General features: G+C 48.3%; 16 protein-coding genes. 10 read left to right on the plus strand and 6 right to left on the minus strand.

Going from position 1 to position 17,477, the window contains the following annotated elements; all coding sequences use genetic code 11:
* Positions 1-108: 108 nt before the first annotated feature.
* Together AC3WTP_RS06630 and AC3WTP_RS06635 are read left to right on the plus strand one after the other, a co-directional pair.
* The gene (locus AC3WTP_RS06630) at positions 109-900 is read left to right on the plus strand and encodes an ABC transporter ATP-binding protein (RefSeq protein ID WP_492393801.1); all 792 of its coding nucleotides are present in this window, start codon (positions 109-111) and stop codon (positions 898-900) included.
* A complete protein-coding gene (locus AC3WTP_RS06635) occupies positions 888-2,165 on the plus strand; it encodes an ABC transporter permease (protein ID WP_492393802.1) in 1,278 nt (425 codons plus the stop codon). The genes AC3WTP_RS06630 and AC3WTP_RS06635 overlap by 13 nt, the downstream gene beginning before the upstream one ends.
* Positions 2,166-2,246: 81 nt before the next feature.
* Here AC3WTP_RS06635 and glpX read toward each other — a convergent pair whose 3' ends face one another.
* Positions 2,247-3,236, minus strand: a complete 990-nt coding sequence (glpX, locus tag AC3WTP_RS06640; protein ID WP_492393803.1) for a class II fructose-bisphosphatase — start codon at positions 3,234-3,236, stop codon at positions 2,247-2,249.
* Between the two features lie 300 nt (positions 3,237-3,536).
* Here glpX and AC3WTP_RS06645 point away from each other — a divergent pair, with 300 nt between their 5' ends.
* From AC3WTP_RS06645 to AC3WTP_RS06655, 3 genes are all read left to right on the plus strand, one after another.
* Positions 3,537-4,037 carry a putative PII-like signaling protein gene (locus tag AC3WTP_RS06645; protein ID WP_492393804.1) on the plus strand — a complete coding sequence of 167 codons (501 nt, stop codon included), beginning with the start codon at positions 3,537-3,539 and terminating at the stop codon, positions 4,035-4,037.
* Between the two features lie 66 nt (positions 4,038-4,103).
* The gene (locus AC3WTP_RS06650) at positions 4,104-4,730 is read left to right on the plus strand and encodes a helix-turn-helix transcriptional regulator (protein ID WP_492393969.1); all 627 of its coding nucleotides are present in this window, start codon (positions 4,104-4,106) and stop codon (positions 4,728-4,730) included.
* Positions 4,731-4,750: 20 nt separating this feature from the next.
* The gene (locus tag AC3WTP_RS06655) at positions 4,751-5,563 is read left to right on the plus strand and encodes a pyruvate, water dikinase regulatory protein (RefSeq protein WP_492393805.1); all 813 of its coding nucleotides are present in this window, start codon (positions 4,751-4,753) and stop codon (positions 5,561-5,563) included.
* Positions 5,564-5,665: 102 nt separating this feature from the next.
* Here the strand turns inward: AC3WTP_RS06655 and AC3WTP_RS06660 are convergent, their stop codons facing one another.
* Positions 5,666-6,961 carry an aminotransferase class I/II-fold pyridoxal phosphate-dependent enzyme gene (locus AC3WTP_RS06660; RefSeq protein WP_492393970.1) on the minus strand — a complete coding sequence of 432 codons (1,296 nt, stop codon included), beginning with the start codon at positions 6,959-6,961 and terminating at the stop codon, positions 5,666-5,668.
* A gap of 136 nt (positions 6,962-7,097) precedes the next feature.
* Positions 7,098-7,727: a pyridoxamine 5'-phosphate oxidase family protein gene (locus tag AC3WTP_RS06665; RefSeq protein ID WP_492393806.1), complete on the minus strand. Its 630-nt coding sequence runs from the start codon at positions 7,725-7,727 to the stop codon at positions 7,098-7,100.
* Positions 7,728-8,068: 341 nt separating this feature from the next.
* On the opposite strand from AC3WTP_RS06665, the gene AC3WTP_RS06670 reads away from it, so the two are divergent.
* On the plus strand, positions 8,069-8,854 hold the full coding sequence (locus tag AC3WTP_RS06670) for a helix-turn-helix domain-containing protein (protein WP_492393807.1): 786 nt from the start codon (positions 8,069-8,071) through the stop codon (positions 8,852-8,854).
* 70 nt (positions 8,855-8,924) lie between these two features.
* Here the strand turns inward: AC3WTP_RS06670 and AC3WTP_RS06675 are convergent, their stop codons facing one another.
* Genes AC3WTP_RS06675 through AC3WTP_RS06685 form a run of 3 tightly spaced genes read right to left on the minus strand, consistent with a single transcriptional unit; the run spans position 8,925 to position 11,287 of the window.
* Positions 8,925-10,328: a nucleoside recognition domain-containing protein gene (locus AC3WTP_RS06675; RefSeq protein ID WP_492393808.1), complete on the minus strand. Its 1,404-nt coding sequence runs from the start codon at positions 10,326-10,328 to the stop codon at positions 8,925-8,927.
* Positions 10,306-11,037, minus strand: coding sequence for a FeoB small GTPase domain-containing protein (locus tag AC3WTP_RS06680; protein ID WP_492393809.1), 732 nt, complete (start codon positions 11,035-11,037; stop codon positions 10,306-10,308). The genes AC3WTP_RS06675 and AC3WTP_RS06680 overlap by 23 nt, the downstream gene beginning before the upstream one ends.
* Before the next feature lie 4 nt (positions 11,038-11,041).
* Positions 11,042-11,287, minus strand: coding sequence for a FeoA family protein (locus AC3WTP_RS06685; RefSeq protein WP_492393810.1), 246 nt, complete (start codon positions 11,285-11,287; stop codon positions 11,042-11,044).
* A gap of 1,289 nt (positions 11,288-12,576) precedes the next feature.
* Here AC3WTP_RS06685 and AC3WTP_RS06690 point away from each other — a divergent pair.
* Genes AC3WTP_RS06690 through pgmB form a run of 4 tightly spaced genes read left to right on the plus strand, consistent with a single transcriptional unit; the run spans position 12,577 to position 17,407 of the window.
* On the plus strand, positions 12,577-13,518 hold the full coding sequence (locus AC3WTP_RS06690; RefSeq protein ID WP_492393811.1) for a carbohydrate ABC transporter permease: 942 nt from the start codon (positions 12,577-12,579) through the stop codon (positions 13,516-13,518).
* A 4-nt stretch (positions 13,519-13,522) separates the two neighbouring features.
* On the plus strand, positions 13,523-14,335 hold the full coding sequence (locus AC3WTP_RS06695; RefSeq protein WP_492393812.1) for a carbohydrate ABC transporter permease: 813 nt from the start codon (positions 13,523-13,525) through the stop codon (positions 14,333-14,335).
* Between the two features lie 29 nt (positions 14,336-14,364).
* A complete protein-coding gene (locus AC3WTP_RS06700; protein ID WP_492393813.1) occupies positions 14,365-16,734 on the plus strand; it encodes a glycoside hydrolase family 65 protein in 2,370 nt (789 codons plus the stop codon).
* Complete coding sequence (gene pgmB, locus AC3WTP_RS06705) at positions 16,715-17,407, plus strand: beta-phosphoglucomutase (protein WP_492393971.1); 693 nt, start codon at positions 16,715-16,717, stop codon at positions 17,405-17,407. Before AC3WTP_RS06700 ends, pgmB begins: the two co-directional genes overlap by 20 nt.
* The last annotated feature ends 70 nt before the right edge of the window (positions 17,408-17,477 follow it).

The following is a 17,477-nucleotide window of genomic DNA, read 5'->3' on the forward strand; positions in this document are numbered from 1 at the left end:
CAAGCTATGAAGGCCTTTCTCTTTGAGAGAGGTCTTCTTTCTTGTACTTATTCGCATCTTGATGCTGAATTCGTTATAATCAAGAGTAGATAAGAGAGGTGAAAGGCTATGAAGCCATTGCTGGAAGTAGAACATTTAACCGGCGGCTACAGTATCGGTCGACCCGTGCTGCATGACGTCTCGTTTACCGTTAATCCGGGTGAAATGGTTGGTCTGATTGGCTTGAATGGTGCAGGAAAGAGCACGACCATGAAGCATATTCTAGGCTTAATGGAGCCGCAGGGAGGCAAGGTTAACATAAAGGGATCGACATTGGCGCAAGACCCTGAGAGCTATAGAGCTGCTATGGCATATGTACCTGAGTCGCCGCTCCTTTATGAAGCCTTAACCGTGCGTGAACATATGATCTGGTCCGCTACAGCATACGGTGTGCCGAGAGAAGAGATGGATGCCCGCTTAGAGCGGCTGGCTTCCATGTTTCATATGAAGCCGCATCTCGACAAGGCCGCTCAGCATTTGTCAAAAGGGATGAAGCAGAAGGTTATGCTGATGAGCGCTTTTGCTGTCAGACCGCCGTTATACATAATTGATGAACCTTTTCTCGGATTGGACCCGCTTGGTATTCGATCGCTCCTGCAGTTCATGCAGCGCTTGAAAGAAGAGGGGGCTGCTCTGCTCGTGAGCTCGCATATCTTGTCAACGATTGAAGGGTATTGTGATCGCTTCGTGCTGCTGCATCAGGAGCGGGTGCTGGCTGCGGGAACTGCCGCTGAATTGCGAGAGCAGCTGCTTGCTCGCGGAGGACAGGTACAGCCTGAGGCTAGGCTTGAGGATCTGTTCTATGCGTGGGTCGGCGGCAATGACGATGATGAAGGCGAGGGCTTGGCATGGCGCGATTGAGCCCGTCTCAGCAAGACCGACGTGGGCGTCCGAATGTCAGCGACTGGATTCAGCCTAAGCTGCTCTGGGCGAGCAAAGTGCGCGCATTTTGGATGGATATATTGCCTTACATGAAGTATGTGATCTCTAGCGGTCTCGGCACACTGCTTGTGTTCGGCTTCGTGGCGGGTACGGCTTTATACGCATCATTCGTTGATCGCATACCACCAGGATTCCCAGTGCTGGAGCTGTCGTGGATCGTGTTGTCTCCGCTCGCAGCTTATATGACGTATCGCACTTATCTGGTTCCGGCAGATGTAGCCTTCCTATTGCGCATCGAACATAGACTTCAACCCTACTTTAAGCGTGCGATAAGGTCAAGCTTCATCCCGCGGCTCATTCTACTAGCAGCAGCGTGGTGCATGCTATGGCCGCTCTACTATCGTGCAGCTGATTCTGCCAAGAGCTTTCTCGGTACGCTGCTGTTTCTTGCGCTAGTGAAGGCAGTCGCAGCCTACGGCGCGTGGACCGAGCGTCATATTTCGGATAAGCGCTGGCAGATGATCTTCCGTCTAGCGCGCTATCTATGGGCGTTTGGTGCTGTAGGCGTTTGGCTCTGGCTATCGGCCTCAATGGCAGGCCTTATTACAGGCGCGGCAGGAATCGTATACATCATAGCATGCCGATACGTACCTAAGCTGAGCTTCGCGTGGGAGGCGCATATTGACGCAGAGCGAACTCATGTAAGCCGAATCCATACGTTTATGAGCGGCTTCGTTGATTTGCCTGCGACAGATGAGCGCCGGTTTGCGCGTCCATGGCTCAACAAGCTGGGGGATCGCTTTGCTTTCCGACAGGAGCATGCTTATCGCTATTTGCTGATGAAGACCTTCATACGAAGTGAATTGCTCGGAATGCTGATCAGACTCACTGTAATCGGAGTCATCCTGCTGTGGTGGACAAGAGATACGGAATGGAACAGTCTCGTCTTGCTGCTATTTCTCGTCGCGATCGGGGCACAGTGCAATGCGCTGTTCCAGCTTCATCGCCACGACGTCTGGCGGCATCTATATCCGATACCACCAGGCTCTAAGCACCGAGCTGCGCTGCAGCTTGGGACAGAGCTGCAGGCCGCAACGGCATTAATATTATTCGTTCCGATTGCAGTCGGAGCGACCTCAATCGCATACAAGCTGCTGATTCTACTCGGGACCGTGCTGATCATTGGCTTGTTCCGGATGAGAGGCAACGGGAAGCGATATCGGAATGAGTCGAATGAAGAATAGAAGCTGACAGCGAACAGCCCAAGCGAGAGTGGTCTGAATCCATTCTGCTTGGGCTGTTTAGTTGTGCAGACATGATGTTTATTATGACGCGTGCGGATCAATTAATTGATGCGCCAACGATGATTTGCGCGGGAGCAGATGAGATGTTTGTACGAAACGAACAGTTCCAGTTTTCGCCCGCAGCACGATGGTGTGGGTTTCCGCTCTGCCGCCAGGCAGCATGCGGACTCCCTGAATCACATCTCCAGGTGTAATGCCGGTTGCGGCAAACAAGACATCTTTATCCCCAACCATATCAACGGTCGTCAGTCGGCACAAAGGATCTTTCATACCCATCGCATAGCAGCGCTGCAGCTCCATTTCGTTGCTAGGCATAAGTCGGCCTTGAATGTCACCGCCAAGGCATCTCAGTGCGGCCGCAGCAAGAACTCCTTCAGGCGCTCCGCCTGACCCTACATACAGATCAACGCCTGAATCGGGAAACGCGGTGGCGATAGCTGCCGCAACATCGCCAGCACCGAGCAGCTTAAGGCGAACTCCGGCTTCGCGCAGCTCCTGAATCTCTTGTTGATGACGTTCGCGATCCAGTATGGCCACGGTTAAGTCGGTTACTCGCTTGCCAAGCCGAGCAGCCGCTTTCCGCACGGTTATCGAGAGAGGATCATCAAGATCTATAATATCTTTGAGAGCGGGACCGACGGCGAGCTTCTGCATGTACATATCGGGAGCGTGCAGCAACTGACCTGCAGGAGCTATTGCGACGACAGCCATCGCGCCGTTCAAGCCGTTTGCAACAAGCTCAGTTCCTTCAACAGGGTCAACCGCAATATCAACAGGGGGACCTTCTCCTGAGCCAAGCTTCTCGCCGAGATATAGCATCGGCGCTTCGTCCATTTCTCCTTCACCAATAACAACAGTTCCTTGAACGGGAATATATTGAAATTCATGACGCATAACGGTAGTCGCTGCATCATCGGCTTCATTCTTCATTCCGCGTCCTACCCAATGTGATGCCGCAAGTGCAGCAGCTTCGGTTATTCGGGCTAGTTCCAAAGTTAGTTGTCTCTCCATGTTGTCCTCCCATCGCGTCCTAATAATGTGACATTAATATGATAAATGCCGTTACAATATTGTATCATAAATAATAATATGATATAAAATATATGAAAGCAAGAGGGGCTTTGCCCGAAATAATACGACTATTTCTCATTCAGCTAGAAAAAGAACGATCTTTTTTTCTGCATCTGCACGAGATATTTGTTCTTAGTTCACATATAGAACGTCATATATATGATGGAATAAGAGTATCTATTTGTTTGCTGCAGATGTGAAGCATGACGAATCAAGTATGAACTATCGGAGGGCTGCCCCATGAAACCAATGAACGTTATTTCAACAGAGCATATGTTTGTAACGTCATCCAGACTGCCAATCGTGCAGGAGATCGTAATGGCTTCGGAGGACAAGGCGCTTCAACGCGCACTCCGCAAGCTGCGTCCGATGATGGAAAGCGATCTTGAACAACTGCTCCTGGAAGCGACGAAAACCCCGCTCGCTGTCAGACTGCTGGATACACCATTGCCGCAGCTGTTGGATACTTCAGCTAATCAGATGAGCTCAGAAAGAGCGAGTCGTGATGAAGAGTTGTTGTCAGCCGTATATGACATGCAATTAGAAGCTTTATTCAGAGCTTGGCTGCGCTGCCGTACGCAGGGGGCATACCGCATTCCTGTCGTCGTACTTCCTTCTAATTCTATGGTTGAAGTAGACGATCTTCAGCAGCTGACGACAATGGTAGCGAAGCAGGTTCTCGGTGAGGAATATAAATATTGCCATTATCGGGTCGAACGTGAGACCTCGGCACTTGCGTGATCGGAGTTAATTTCGATAAACTGGTGTTAGAGTGTAATCTCGATCCGTTGTAGGGAGTGATCTGTTATACAGCTGACATCGCGTCAATTAGACATTATTCAATTCGTCCAGCATCATGCACCGATAACAGGTGAACAGATTGCCGAACATCTGGGGGTAAGTCGGCCGACAATTCGATCTGACTTATCCCTATTAGTCATGCTCGGATATCTGGATGCTAAACCGAAGGTTGGTTATTTTCCGGGCAAGCAGTCTCGATCGGAGGGTCCGCTTCCATTGGAGCTGCGCGTTAAGGATGTCATGTCGATGCCGGTCATTGTGCGTGAGACATCTACAATCAATGATGCGGTCGTAGCTTTGTTTCTTGAAAATGTAGGCAGCTTAACGGTAGCCGATGAGGACAGCATGCTGCTTGGAGTCGTATCACGAAAAGACCTGTTGAAAGTAACGCTTGGCAATCCAATGGCTGCCTCCATGCCCATCAGCTTTGTTATGACTCGAACGCCGCTGATTACTGTGCAGCCTGAGGACACGGTGCTTGAAGCGGCGAGAAAGCTAGATGAACATCAGATCGAAACATTGCCAGTGGTTATTCCACACCGTGCTCATCAGCAGATGGACAAGTGGGAAGTAGTTGGCCGTATTACGAAAACGACGATGACGAAGGTGCTGCTTCGAATCGCCAAAGGATAAAGGACGGAGGGAGAGTCGAAATGGATTCTTTGAAGCAGCATTCACCGCACACCATCACGATCTGCTCGGATTCGGTAGGAGAAACGGCAGAACGTGTAGTCCGCGCCACTATTAGACAATTTGACGGCCATGAAGTGAATATTCGCCGCTTGAGTCATATTAAGAACGAAGATGAGATTCGCACCATCATGGAGGAAGTCAGCCGTAATGGCGGATTCGTCGTTTATACGCTTGTGCAGCCGGAGCTGCGCGAGATGATGAGAGAGGAAGCGATCCGCTTAGGCGTTCGAGCGGTGGATATTATGGGACCGATGATGCAAGCCTTCATCGATACGTTTAATGATTCGCCAAACCGCAAGGTCGGGATGATGCATCAGTTGGATGAGGAGTATTTCAAGCGGATCGAAGCGATTGAATTCACGGTTCGCTGCGATGACGGTCATGATACGACATCGCTTATGCAAGCCGATATTGTCTTGCTAGGATTGTCGCGCACCTCGAAAACACCGCTTAGCATATTCTTAAGTCATAAGGGCTATAAGACGGCGAACATTCCGCTCGCTCCAGAAGTGAAGCCTCCTCAGCAGCTGCAAGATGTGGCTGGCAACCGTGTATTCATTCTGACGATGAAGGCTGATCATCTGCTGAAGATTCGCACGGAGCGCCTGAAAGCGATGGGGCTTCCAGCTGAAGTGATGTATGCGACGCTGGAACGTATCGAGGAAGAGCTGGAATACGCTCACACGCTGGCGGAGCAGCTTGGATGTCAGGTTATTGACGTGACAGACAAAGCCATTGAAGAAACGGCAGGGATTATATTATCCAAGCTATAAGAGCAGACGACATATAGAGAAGCCGAGCAGGACATCGGAGTATATCCGAATCCTGCTCGGCTTCTGTTATGGATAGGGTGTTCATTTTACATCAGAATAGCGTTATCCCTGCAGATCGAGCACGCCTTGATAGATCAGGTTGAACAAGTCTTCCAGATGCTCTTCCTCGATACAAGAGAAAGCAACACGCAGATCTGTTTCCCCCAGAGCGATCGTGCCGATTCCATATTGATCAAGCAGGTGATTGCGAAGCGTCTCCGCATCAACGGTGTTCAACTTCAAGCACATAAAGTATCCGGAATTAAATGGATAGTATGTCCACACATTATCATATTTCCCGCTGTCCAGCAGCTCTTTCACGCGATTTGCGCGGCCCTTCATAATCGAGAATTTCTCTTGCTTCTGAGCTTCGAATTCAGGAGACTGAAGTGCGTGCATGACAAAGGTTTGAGACGGGTGCGGCCCGCTGGAAATGACGGAACGAATAATTCCCATTGTCTTCTGCTCGAGCGCTGCAAGCAGCTCTGCGGAGGATGCTCCGTAGGTGATGAAGCCCACGCGGAAGCCCCATACATATTCTTCTTTCGTCGCGCCGTCTACCTTCACCGCCAACACGTTAGGGTGGATGGATGCAAGAGTACCAAACAAGGATTCATGCATGGAATCTTCAAAGAAGAGACCGAAATAGGCGTCATCCGTTACGACAACGATCTTCATTCCAGCTTCCGCAGCTTCCACAATCGCATTGACGATCGCTTTGCCTTCCTCGCGTCCCGGCGTATAGCCTGTCGGGTTGTTCGGGAAGTTCAATACGACAATGGCTTTCCCTTTATGCTTGTTGGCGAGCAGCGATTCGCGCAGCCCTTCACTGTTGAAGGTGTTCGCTTCGTTATAGAGCGGATAGTAGACCATCTCAGCTCCGCGGCGGATATTGAACGTCAGCTCATAGTTCTCCCAGTTCTTATCCGGCATAATAACGGGATCGCCTTGATCAGCGAACAGATCAGCTACGATACTAAGCCCGTGAGTGAGCGCGTTGGTCACAATCGGGTTGCTGATGAGCTTGCCTTCGAGAGCGGGATTCTCTTTTATCATCTTCTCACGCCATAGCTTGCGCAGTTCAGGCTTACCTGCCGGCGGTGCATATGGATAGATGTCTTTGGGATTAAACGCGGAAAGTTGGTCCTGAATGACTTTTAAATGCATAGGCACATTGCCTTCTGTAGCGATACCGATCGTGGCATTATATTTCTTGGCTTTGGTTGATGCCTCTGCGGATTGGCTCAGAATACCTTCCTTCGGAAAGTATATGAGCTGCCCTAAACGGGATAGCATGCCATACACCTGTTCATTCTCTTGACGAATCGTTTCGTTCAATTGCTGCGCGATAGGGTTCATCTCTTCCATCCTTCCAGTCTCATTCTTGAATAACTTGTTCCTTATTATAACATCATGGCGAAATGTAGTCATCGACATTTGGAAAGAAATGGAGGGGTCTGAGGTGTAATACTGCTGGTAAATAACGATAATGGGTTCAGGATTGTGCTTTGCGGTGCGGACAGAGCTGTTCCATCCATTCAAGGGTCTCCATATCTCCATCTTCCTGGCGATTCCGCAGCCCTTCCGTGATCTGTTCACGCTTGCTGCTCACTGCATTCTGACCGAACTTGAACTTGGCAGTTAGTTCCGAGATACTCAGCTTGTATACGAGAATTGCGGCTTCCTGCTTGGCATAGCCTTCAAGCGACCAATCGAAGGGCTCATACCCGCCTTCTGGCTGCAGTTTCTGCATAAACGCTGTGAAGAAGCGCGTCTTCTCGTCAGGGTCGTTCACGATGCTCATCTGCCCGCGGATATGAACCGATCGAAAAAATGTAGTAGCCGGACAAGCATAGACAGGATCCGTGAAATAAGACGGGATCGTCGCGTGCATCTCAGAAACACTGAATGAAGCAAGCGGACATGCAGCAAGCAATTCTACTTTCTCTCCCTTTCGGCTACTATGAAAATAAACAGCCTGTTCCTCTGGTAAATAGGCAAACAGAATCGGGGTTAACCGCGGATATCCATCCGTACCGTGAGTTCCTAGTACACCATAGGCTTGTTCCTGTAAAAAGGCTGAAATGAGCTCCTGATCGTGAATCTCAAATTCGGATCGGCGCATAAATGTTCCCCCTCTTGATTGAGTTGTTCATCATCATACAAGTAAATTGGTTTGTTTGAAAGAGCCAATTCGTTATATGATGAATGTACTAGCCGTCAACGGGCAGCATGCGATGCCGCGAATCGAGAAATTCGCCGAATGCGCAACAATTTTGCAATGTTTTGCAGGAATATGAAGGTCATTTGTTTAAATGGTATGCTGATGATATTGGTTTCCATTTGCATGCCCATTGGCGGGAAGCTTGCTTGCGAATGCGCAATGCTTGGGATACGATATCAGCTACATACAGATAGGGATATGGATATACCCTTCGAGATAGATTATTTAAAGGGGGCATCACCGTGTTACATGCAGCGCCGACTTCGTTCGTATGGAAGCCAGCCATAGCGAAGATTACGTGCGAACCGAATTGGAAGTGGCAGAAGCGAGAGAAGCCTCTACCCAATTTTGACTTATTTTACGTGTGGAGTGGAGAAGGGGAAGTCATTCTGAATGATGTACCTTACGAAGTAAGCAAAGGAAGCTGCTTCCTGTTTCGTGCAGGCGACCATACGAGCGCAACTCACAATCCTCAGAAGCCGTTAACCTTGACGTATATTCATTTTGAAGTACAAGAATCATTGACGGATATTCCGGCGCCTTACCGCAAATTGCTAGAGACTGTCGACTTCGAGCATATGTTGGCCAGATTTGTACGTTTGTACTTAAAGAAGCCGTACGGATACGACACTGAGATTCAGCTGGTGTTGAAGCAATTAATGATCTATCTGCTGCGCGTGGATCGAGAAGTGCCGGATGAACAGAGCGCCACCCATCAGCTTAGCGCATCGATATATGAAATTGCGAATTATATTCGTCAGAATCCCGGCAAGCCGCATCGGATCGAAGATTTAGCGGCTCGCGCACAGCTATCGCCGCGTTACTTCTCTGTTAAGTTCAAAGAGATGATCGGCATGTCTGTGCAAACGTATATTATACGTTCACGCATTGAACGTGCGGAGCATCTGCTGCATCATGAGGGGATGAACGTTACGGAAGTCGCGGATGCGCTCGGCTATCGCGATATTTTCTTCTTCAGTCGCCAATTTAAGCAATATACGGGCCGAAGTCCATCGGAGATTCGATAACATGAAAAAGAGGCTGCCTTCGTAGTAGATATCTACTTGAAGGTGAGCCTCTTTTGCGTAATGGATCGTGTTAGACCCAGCCGAACAAGCGCGCGAGCTGAGCGGTTGTAAAGGTAACTGCAATAGCGATGCCAAGTGGAATAAGAGCGGATAACAACGTCCACTTCTTGCTCTTGGTCTCCTTGTAGATATTGAACAGTGTCGTTCCGCAAGGATAGTGGAGCAGGGAGAACAGCATCATATTTAACGCCGTCAGCCACGTCCAGCCATGGCTTACGAAGATTTCTTTAATGTTGTCGATGCCATCGGCATCAACCATAGCGCCAGAGGATAAGTAGCCCATCAACAGAATTGGCAGTACAATCTCATTGGCTGGAAGGCCAAGTAGGAAAGCCATAATGATGAAGCCATCCAAGCCAAGGAGCTGACCAAACGGGTCAAAGAAGGCTGCCATATAGTTAAGGATACTGTCTCCGCCTACGAAGGTATTGCCGAGTATCCAAGTAATAATCCCTGCTGGAGCGGCAACAATGACAGCGCGCTTCAATACGTTCCACGACTTATCGCGAGACGATAACAGGATCGTCTTCCATATTTGCGGACGGCGATATGGAGGAAGCTCCAATGTGTAATGTGTCGGTACGCCGCGCAGCGCGGTTTTGGACAGGACCCAGGAAACCGTTAGCGTGACCACGATGCCAAACAGCACCATTCCCATGACGACAGCGGCGGTAGCGAATGTATGAAGTCCGCTCGTTGCGCTCACTGTCAAGAAGAGGGAAGCAAGCAAGATCAACGTAGGCCAGCGTCCATTGCACGGAACAAAGTTATTCGTAATGATCGCCAGCATTCGTTCGCGCGGCGATTCAATGATTCGAGTAGACAGGATCGCTGCGGCATTGCAGCCGAAGCCCATCGACATCGTGAGCGCCTGCTTGCCATGTCCGCCAGCTCGTTTGAACATGCGGTCCATATTGAAGGCAACGCGCGGCAAGTAGCCGAAGTTCTCCAACAGCGCAAACGTAGGGAAGAAGATGGCCATAGGCGGCAGCATCACGCTGATGACCCAAGCTGAACCGCGAAATAGACCTAGAACCAAGATGCCATGCAGCCACTCCGGAGCGTGAACGGCATGAAAGAAAGCTGTAATATAGCCTTCTATAACGGCGAACATATCAGCAAGCATAGCAGAAGGGACGTTCGCTCCAGCAATCGTAAGCCAGAAGACAACGGCCAGCATAGCCAGCATAATCGGAAAGCCCCATATCTTAGACGTTAATATGCGATCAAGTTTATAAGTGCTGGAAAGCTTAGTCTTATCCTTATACTGCACAGCCTCACTGCATATTTCGCTGGTAGTCTTATAAATATCGCTTACGATGCTGTCTCGAACGCTGTCTCCGCTTGACATGCTGCGGGCTCGATCCAACAACGCGTCAAGTGAAGCGGCATTAGTGGCAAGCCGTTTGTCCATAAGCCAGCACCTCCTTCGTCTGTAGATGATCCTCGCGATTCAGCCATTGCTTAAGTGAAGACAGCAGACTTTCATCTCCATCCAACAGCCGCAGCGCCACCCAACGAGCGGGCAAGAGATCACCGAGCATCTGCTTGATCGATGGCTCAAGCTCACTCAATTTGTGTTCAATATCCTCGCTATAAGCGATGTGAATCGGATTCGGTATGATCTCGCCGGATGCAACCTTCAGGACCTGCTTCATCAATTCTTGAATGCCAGACTTGTTGCGCGCCGAGATCGCTACCGTTGGTACTCCAAGCTTCTGTTCGATCGCTTTCACATTAATATGGATACCAAGACGCTTCGCTTCATCCATCAGGTTAATGCATACGACGACGCGATTGGTCATTTCAAGCACCTGCAGAGCTAGATTGAGGTTGCGCTCAAGTGATGTAGCGTCAAGCACGACAATAGTAACGTCCGGTTGTTCAAATATGATATAATCCCGCGCAGTCTCTTCATCAGCGGAATTCGAGTACAAGGAATACGTGCCGGGAAGATCGACTAGTTTATATTCCACATTTTCAAATGTATAGATGCCTTCCGCGCGAATGACGGTCTTTCCCGCCCAGTTTCCAGTATGCTGACGCAGTCCAGTCAGCGTGTTGAACAAGGTGCTCTTGCCTGTATTCGGATTACCTGCCAAAGCAATTGTATAGGATGCCATTAGACTACCCTCCTATCCGTTCTCCCCAGATTAATGAACTTTCTTCACTGCGCAGAGCAATGGTCGTATTGTTGACTCGAAATGCGATCGGATCTCCCAATGGGCTTTTCTGCAGTACTTCAAGGGTATTGCCAGGTACAAACCCGAGATCTAATAATCGTCGGCGCATGACACCCTGCACTTCGATTCGAGTGATGCGCAGGATGCTGCCTGTTCCTGCTTCGTGTAAAGTCGTAATGGTTGAAGTCATGAACGTGACCTCCTAATTTTCGTATAGGACATAAAGTTTGCCGAGTGCAACTTTTAAGGTGCAAATGCCGCTCTGAATTAAAAGATTGATACAGTATAGTCATGTAAATGAAAATGGTTCTTACTCTGCTAAGTTAAATTTAGTATACACCAATGTTTTTTCGCATACAACAAAATCTTTCTCGTGTGCAACACTTTAGGTCTAGTCCAACTAAGTGAAAATAATCTCAACTCTATGATTTTTTTCACTTCTCATGAGAACGATTATCGGTTATAATAACTGATAATGATTATCAATTCGGAAACGCCGTTTGAAAGGAGCAATATTAATGAGTGTTGTATTTCCTCTCGTGACGACATGCTTGTTTGTAATTACAGGAATATGTTCCATGATCGTCATTAATCATCACCGTCGCGTTCAATCCTGGCATGCTCAACGAAACGCTTCTGATCTATAAGAACGAACTTCTTAACAATATTCTCAGGTCGATTCAATATTTAGAAACCAAATATATGTGTATGAAAGAAGGGGCTGTCCCAAAAGTAGATTTATTCTACCTGGGAGAGCCCCTTATTTTTCGGCTCACTAATGCGGTTGTAGCGCCTGAGATGTCTTTTTAGCATCTCAGCCCTCGCGCGAGCTGAATGTGGAGCTGAGATGAAGGTTTTTGACGTCTCAACTGAGATAGACTATTCGATGATGGCGAACTCAAGGTTGTCCATTCCTAGTTCTACAGCTATTCTATAAAATCGATAGCTATCTACAGGGGGCAGGAGCGGACACACGAGCCGCTATTTGCAGCAAACACCACTAATTCGCCATACTAGCGGACCGTAGAGCCGTTATTTGACCCGAATAAGCCGTTTATTGCTAGTTTTGAAGCAAATAGCGTCTTCTGAGTCCGCAAGCCCTCAAAGAATACCCCGAAATCATGAAATAGCGGCTCCTGTGTCCGTTCAAGCGAGGGTCATACTACCTTCCTTACTGTCACCGTATGTGCTATCGGACAAAAAAACCGCTGATCCAGTCTCATCGACTAGGTAAGCGGTTTTTTATTGGTGTAGAAACAAATAAGGGTTGTCCCAAAAGACATGAGAAAAATGACTTTTAGGACAGCCCTCTTTGTTTTTGACAATTAATTTCCAGTCGATGCAAGACGAAGTAAAAATCCTCGGCTTCATGTAAATATCCTCTGTTTTCGTCGATATAGCCACCCCGTATGATGTAGTTACCTGATTGGATTCAAATGATGAATTTCTGTGGTAGGGAACTTGAAGGAGGATACAGATATGGAGCATGGCAGAGAAACAAATTTGAAAAGGGGCCATTCATTATCTCAGATCTGGATGAGGTTAGCATCTTCATCTAAGTTTGTAGGTTATTTGTTTGTAGCGCCCATCCTCATATTTATGGGGATTTGGTTTTACTATCCATTATTGCAGTCTTTTATATACAGCTTCCAGGATATCAGCTTCCTGAATCCGGACGCTGCTAAATTTATTGGGCTGCAGAACTATACCGAGATGTTGAAGGATCCCGACTTCTGGGGAGCATTGAAGAACTCTGTTATTCTGACAGCGGTTGCTGTACCGCTGCAGACCATCATCGCGTTGCTCATCGCGGTGGGTCTGAACAAAATTACTCGCATGAAGACAGTGTTCCGCACTTTGTACTATCTGCCTTACATTACCTCTACCGTTGCCGTAACAACTGTATTCATGTATTTGTTCATGCAGCAGGATGGTATTGCTACGAAGTTCTTCACCTTATTCGGGATGGATGACGTATCCTGGTACGCCAGTACTAAGTATGCCTTGCCATTCTTAATTATACTGACGGTTTGGACATATGTCGGTTTCTATGTGGTGGTCTATCTGGGGGGGTTGCAGAACATTCCTAACGACATCTATGAAGCCGGCATGGTAGATGGTGCGAATGCGTGGCAGCGCCTGCGTTACATCACGATTCCAATGCTAAAACCAACGACCTTCCTCGTGCTGACATCCGGGTTAATCTTTGCGATGCAGATCTTCGACCAGCCGTATGCACTTGCTCGGAATGGTTCGCTTGGAAGTCCTGCAGGGGCAACGAGCACCATCGTTATTTACTTCTACAGTCAGGCGTTTAACTTTAATCGTGCCGGATACGGAAGCGCCGCTGCATTTATCATTTTTGCGCTGATCATTCTGTTTACCGTTATTCAAAAACGCTTTGTTAAGGAGGACATCTGATCCCATGAATAATCGAGCAAAGACATTCATTCGATATGTCCTGTTATCACTTTGTTCTATCGTATTTATCATCCCGTTCGGGTATGCCATCTACACCTCTTTATTAAGCAAGAGCGATATTGGCCAGTGGGTCGGAATTTCGAAATTGACGTTCGAGAATTACAAGGACGTATTCATAAACTCGGATATGATGATATGGTACATGAATTCTATCATCGTTACGTTAGGGATTCTGATCGGGAATCTAGTCATCAATACAACGGCCGCCTATTCGCTGTCTAGATTGAATTATCCGGGACGCAAACTAATCTTCTTCATTATTATTGGGATGATGATGGTCCCTTACCAGGTAACCATTATTCCGATTTACTCCATGATTGTTAAATTAGGATGGCTGAACAGTTATCAAGGTCTAATAATTCCATTCATGTTCCAAGGCTTCTTGGTCTTCCTCATGCGGCAATTTATGATGAGTATTCCGAAAGAATTGGAGGAGGCTGCGGAAGTGGACGGAATGACCAAGATCGGGACCTTCTTCCGCATCATCCTTCCGCTATCTAGAGGAGCGATCGCAACTCAAATAATTTTCAGCTTCACAGGGACTTGGAACTCGTTCGTATGGCCTGTTACGTTAGTCAACGACAGCCGGTGGTATGTGTTGACGGTCGGCTTAAATACGTTGAAGAACCGCTATTTCGAATGGCCTAACCTGACGATGACAGGGGTTGTGCTGCTCACGCTGCCGATCATTATCGTATTCCTGATCTTCCAGCGTCATCTGGTTCAAGGGGTTGCAACGACAGGCTTGAAAGGCTAATGACGAAAAGGGAGAAGGAGGCTGTTCAAATGTTGAGATATGATATGGGCGAAGCGGAGTTGAAGAATTGGGTCATTGCAGAGACGGCATTTGATGTGAGGCATTTGGCCAAGTATGAGACGATTATGTGTCAGGGCAACGGCTACATGGGCATTCGAACCTGTACGGAGGAATCGTATCCGAAGGAAACGCGCAATTGCTTTATTGCAGGCACATTCAATAAATTTAATGACACGGAAGTAACCGAACTCCCGAATATCGCAGATGTCACGGAGCTGGGTATTTATATTGATGGGGAACGATTTCATTTGGAGAAAGGGAGTATCGAGCAGTATTCGCGGGTATTGAATCTCCGAATTGGTGAATTAACTCGTCGTGTTCGCTGGCATAATGGCAAGGGAAACATCATTGAGATGGTATTCCGCAGATTCGTATCTTTGCATAACAAGCATCTGCTCGGTATGAAGGTAGAATTGACACCGCATATGGCGTCAGAGATTACGATAAAGTCCGGGATTAACGGACAAGTGACGAATTCCGGTGCGCAGCATTTCATTGAAGGGGATAAACGCATCCAAAATAAGAAAGTTATTCAGTATACAGCCACAACAACGGAATCGCATATTCATGTGGTGACCCATTGCCAGCATCGGTTCCTCGTTGACGGTACGGAAGTGAATACAGAGCCGCGTCTCTCCATTGAGCGGAGGAAGGTTACTGTAGAGCACAGTTTCTCGCTCGAATCGGGACAAACCTTGGTTATCGAGAAGATCGCGAATATGCACACCTCCCTGGATCGGGAGCATGTGGATCAGGATGCAGCCGTATTATGTGCGGAGTCGCTTCAGGAATTGTGTCAAGAGGCGTTGAAAGGCTACGAGCAGCTGCTGGAGGAGAGCAGCGAGGCGTGGTTGAAGAAATGGGAAGCGTCGGATATTCAGATCCAGAGCAAGAACGATTTCGATCAACTGGCGCTTCGGTTTGCGCAATATCATCTCGTCCTGATGGCTCCGGCTCATGACAACCGGTTTGGCATTGGAGCGAAAGGCTTGACAGGCGAAGGGTATAAAGGACACTCCTTCTGGGATACCGAGATATTCATTCAGCCTTACTTCTTGTTCTCAGAGCCTGCTACAGCCCGCAAGCTGGCCGAATATCGATACCATACGTTGGATGGAGCCCGCCGCAAGGCAGCAGCGAACGGATACCAAGGCGCCATGTATCCATGGGAGTCAGCCCTTACGGGCGATGAAGTCACCCCGGAATGGGGTCCTGTGGATGTGGTCACGGGGACGCCTACCAAGATCTGGACAGGAATTATCGAACAGCATATTACGAGCGACGTGGCTTACGGCGTCTGGCAGTATTACCTGGCTACGGGTGATCAGGAATTTATGGACACCAAGGGCTACGAGATCATCATGGAGACAGCTACCTTCTGGGCCAGCCGCTTGACTTGGGACGAATCCAATCAACGTTATGAGATTCGAGGAGTCATTGGACCTGATGAGTATAAGGAGCATGTAGACAATAACGCCTTTACGAACTACATGGCTCATTGGAATATGCGGACAGCGATTGCTTGTCATGACCAATTGCAGCAGGAATCATCGGCTGTATGGGAACGCTTAAATGAGCGACTGCACCTTCAAGCAGCGTATAAAGAATGGATTCAGAAGGCAGAGCTGATTTATCTTCCGCAACCACGGGAAGCGGATCTAGTCATCCCGCAGGATGATACGTACCTGACGAAGCAAATCATTGATTTAACGAAATACCGCAATCAAAAGGAAGTGGGCTTGATCCTAGAAGACTATAACATGGATCAAGTGAACCAAATCCAAGTATCGAAGCAGGCTGATATTATGGTGCTCTTCTATTTGCTCGAGCATTGCTTCAGTAGTGAAGTGAAGCAGGCCAACTGGAACTACTACGAGCCGAAGATGCTCCATGATTCTTCGCTCAGTATGTCGACTCACAGCATTCTCGCTTCGGATTTAGAAGATATGGACCTTGCCTATCAGCTGTTCGAGCAGGCAGCAAGAATTGATCTTGGACAGAACATGAAGTCTTCGGATCAGGGAATCCACACAGCTTCCATTGGCGGCATCTGGAAATGTGCCGTATTCGGATTTGGCGGCGTGCGTGCGGTTAACGGTCAGCTTCGAATCCAACCTCAGCTGCCGATATCATGGGATTCGTTATCCTTCCCGATCTATTGGCAGGGGGATCTCTTGAGAGTTCATATGACGCACGACACCTTTCACATTGTAAAGGTTACGAATGTGCGGCCGTCGCTCAGTTTAACGGTTCAGGGACAGCAGTACACCCTTTCAAATACGGATGCACTGACAATTCCGCTGGCTGGAAAGGAGAATTCTGTTGGACAACTCCATTAAAGCGTTTATTTTTGACCTCGACGGCGTTATTGTGGATTCTGCAGAATATCATTATCAAGCTTGGGGACAGCTTGCAGCGGAGCTCGGCATTCCATTTGACCGTTCTTACAATGAGCGTCTGAAGGGTGTTAGCCGTATGGAATCTCTGGAGCTGATTCTTACGAACTCGAAGGATGATCGGACATATACGCCATCCGAGAAAACGATGCTGGCAGATCGCAAGAACGAGAACTACAAGCAGCTCATCCAACAGATCACGCCGGCGGATCTGCTTCCCGGAATCGCACAGCTATTGCAAGATTTACGAAACGCTGACATCCGGATTGGACTCGCTTCGGCAAGTCACAATGCACCGATGATTGTGGATCTGCTGCAGGTGGCAAGCTATTTTGATGTCATCGTGGACCCGGGTACATTAAAGAAAGGCAAGCCCGATCCCGAAATCTTTCTGACCGCAGCCGCGCTGCTTGGAGTTGCGCCGGACAGCTGTATCGGAGTGGAGGATGCCGAGGCCGGGATCGAAGCGATTCGACGTGCAGGGATGTTTGCCGTTGGCGTGGGAGATCCAGTCTCCATGCAAGCAGCAGATATGGTGATATCGCATGGGGATGACATGAACTATGCCAATATCATCGAACATTGTCGAAAGTTAACAAAAAAAGTCTATTTATAAATAAGAGGCATGATATGATTGAGTCAGGAAGCAACTTCCTGATTCAATCTTTTTTTCAGTGTAGCTAGCG

This window comes from Paenibacillus sp. EB106-04-04-XG159 (assembly GCF_058791835.1).

Coding starts and splice junctions, on each gene's coding strand:
- AC3WTP_RS06680 (WP_492393809.1), bottom strand. CDS start 11,037: ATGGCATCCTATACAATTGCTTTGGCAGGTAATCCGAATACAGGCAAG.
- AC3WTP_RS06685 (WP_492393810.1), bottom strand. CDS start 11,287: ATGACTTCAACCATTACGACTTTACACGAAGCAGGAACAGGCAGCATC.
- glpX (WP_492393803.1), bottom strand. CDS start 3,236: ATGGAGAGACAACTAACTTTGGAACTAGCCCGAATAACCGAAGCTGCT.
- AC3WTP_RS06675 (WP_492393808.1), bottom strand. CDS start 10,328: ATGGACAAACGGCTTGCCACTAATGCCGCTTCACTTGACGCGTTGTTG.
- AC3WTP_RS06645 (WP_492393804.1), top strand. CDS start 3,537: ATGAAACCAATGAACGTTATTTCAACAGAGCATATGTTTGTAACGTCA.
- AC3WTP_RS06655 (WP_492393805.1), top strand. CDS start 4,751: ATGGATTCTTTGAAGCAGCATTCACCGCACACCATCACGATCTGCTCG.
- AC3WTP_RS06665 (WP_492393806.1), bottom strand. CDS start 7,727: ATGCGCCGATCCGAATTTGAGATTCACGATCAGGAGCTCATTTCAGCC.
- AC3WTP_RS06695 (WP_492393812.1), top strand. CDS start 13,523: ATGAATAATCGAGCAAAGACATTCATTCGATATGTCCTGTTATCACTT.
- AC3WTP_RS06630 (WP_492393801.1), top strand. CDS start 109: ATGAAGCCATTGCTGGAAGTAGAACATTTAACCGGCGGCTACAGTATC.
- AC3WTP_RS06660 (WP_492393970.1), bottom strand. CDS start 6,961: ATGAACCCTATCGCGCAGCAATTGAACGAAACGATTCGTCAAGAGAAT.
- AC3WTP_RS06690 (WP_492393811.1), top strand. CDS start 12,577: ATGGAGCATGGCAGAGAAACAAATTTGAAAAGGGGCCATTCATTATCT.
- AC3WTP_RS06700 (WP_492393813.1), top strand. CDS start 14,365: ATGTTGAGATATGATATGGGCGAAGCGGAGTTGAAGAATTGGGTCATT.
- AC3WTP_RS06635 (WP_492393802.1), top strand. CDS start 888: ATGGCGCGATTGAGCCCGTCTCAGCAAGACCGACGTGGGCGTCCGAAT.